This window comes from Pseudoalteromonas sp. AOP7-A1-14 (genome assembly GCF_052376275.1).
Taxonomy (GTDB): domain Bacteria; phylum Pseudomonadota; class Gammaproteobacteria; order Enterobacterales; family Alteromonadaceae; genus Pseudoalteromonas.
This window is the reverse complement of record NZ_JBQSVO010000232.1, coordinates 1-1,547: the sequence shown is the minus strand read 5'-3', so window position 1 is coordinate 1,547 and position 1,547 is coordinate 1. Positions and strand designations below refer to the sequence as shown.

Here is a 1,547-nt window from a genome sequence, read left to right as displayed (position 1 = left end):
AACATGGAAGCATGGAATATATTGAATAAGTTACCACCCAGTTCAGGCGTATTATTACCCCTACTAAATACAGGTGTAGTTGCAATTGAGCTCTATTTGAAATGTATGTCCTCTCTAAATGTTTATACACCTCTAGGCGCAGAAAAAGAGATTAGCCTTCTGAATGTAAAGCCTTTACATTCAGGACACGAATTAAAGAATATTTTTAGTAAAGTTCCTGAAGAATACAGGTGTGAAATAAAAAAACGTTATGCTAATAGCTATAAACAAGATCATTTTAGTGCTAAGCAAGAGATACGTGACTTTGATAATGATATTTCAAATCTAGAAGGAGCTTTTATGCAATCACGATATCCATACGAAAAAGGTTTTGATATCACGAGTTTTGATATTGAAAAGCTTGAAGGTTTATGCTTTTTTCTTAGTAGTTTCGTATCGGGATTACAAAATAAATAAGACTTATTATGCAGTAAATAGACCTAACGTCGTTAATGGAGAATTAAATGCAAAGTATCACAATCAGCACTATTCAGAATATAATTGAAAAGTCTCAATTAGCTTATCCCAATACTGGTGATTCAGCTGTAATTAAAGGCTCAGAAATAAATATCGATGATATTTTTACTACTTCTTCCGAAGAAAGAGTTTTGGAAGAAACTATAGCAGCTCTTTCAAAAGAAGAATTAGCTGAATTAGCTGCAATCATGTGGCTAGGTAGAGGAGCAGGTGGTGAAACGGCTGCTGACTTTGATGGTTTAGTTAATGATGCTTTAGGGCAATATAAGGACTCTTTTGCTGATTATATATCTAGTAAAACACCTTTAGCGGATTACCTTAAAAATGGCTTGATCAAATTGGGGTGGAACGGCTAACTAGCGCTTCAAACGGAAAAACTAGTCCAGAAAGTATAAAGCTTTTTTGTTTCAGCTTTATACTTTGTTATTTAATTTCAATCCATGTTGCCCTGGCGCAACTCTTTAAGTGCATGAGAAGCAAATTCTAACTCATAGGTCATCTAGCGAGACCTTTACTCCGGTTTTTGGATCAGCTAAACGGGCTTGTGCCACAGCAATAAGCGCTTCATCTTCACTTGTTAGCAACACTGACTTGAACGGCAGTTTTTCTCTTTGTGCAACGTATTCCAGTGTTTGTCTCAATAACTCTGATGGCGTTATTCCTAACTTTTCTAACGCTGCGTAAGAACGCTCTTTCAGTTCATCATTCACACGAATATTTATAGTAGCCACAGCTCACCTGTAATTACATTTGTATATACATCTATTGTATTCTACTGATACAACTTTGCAAGCTCCAAAAACGGATTAAAATCGCCTGTGGGCGATTTTAAACGTTTTTGTGAGCCAACAAGCGCAGCGCGTTAGCCCCTGCCAAAAACAGCGTAAAAACTTCAGACCTGTGAAATTCCGCCCCCGCTAGGTACAACTTCGCTATGCTCGTTATACCCAGCGAGGGCGTTAAGTCTGGAACTTTCACGCTCAGAATTTCACGCAATGCTCTTATGTGTGAGTAAACTTGAAATATCCATG

The 1,547-nt window shown here is 37.2% G+C and carries 4 protein-coding genes; 2 read left to right on the top strand and 2 right to left on the bottom strand.

Going from position 1 to position 1,547, the window contains the following annotated elements; translation table 11 throughout:
- The coding region (locus tag ACT3RM_RS17795; protein WP_444511504.1) for a hypothetical protein at positions 1-456 on the top strand (456 nt) is incomplete at its 5' end.
- Positions 457-503: 47 nt separating this feature from the next.
- On the top strand, positions 504-872 hold the full coding sequence (locus ACT3RM_RS17790; RefSeq protein WP_444511503.1) for a DUF3775 domain-containing protein: 369 nt from the start codon (positions 504-506) through the stop codon (positions 870-872).
- Positions 873-1,004: 132 nt separating this feature from the next.
- Here the strand turns inward: ACT3RM_RS17790 and ACT3RM_RS17785 are convergent, their stop codons facing one another.
- Positions 1,005-1,247: a type II toxin-antitoxin system RelB/DinJ family antitoxin gene (locus tag ACT3RM_RS17785; RefSeq protein WP_444511502.1), complete on the bottom strand. Its 243-nt coding sequence runs from the start codon at positions 1,245-1,247 to the stop codon at positions 1,005-1,007.
- A 97-nt stretch (positions 1,248-1,344) separates the two neighbouring features.
- Positions 1,345-1,547, bottom strand: a 203-nt coding sequence (locus ACT3RM_RS17780) for a hypothetical protein (protein ID WP_444511501.1), incomplete at its 5' end; no start/stop codon positions are given.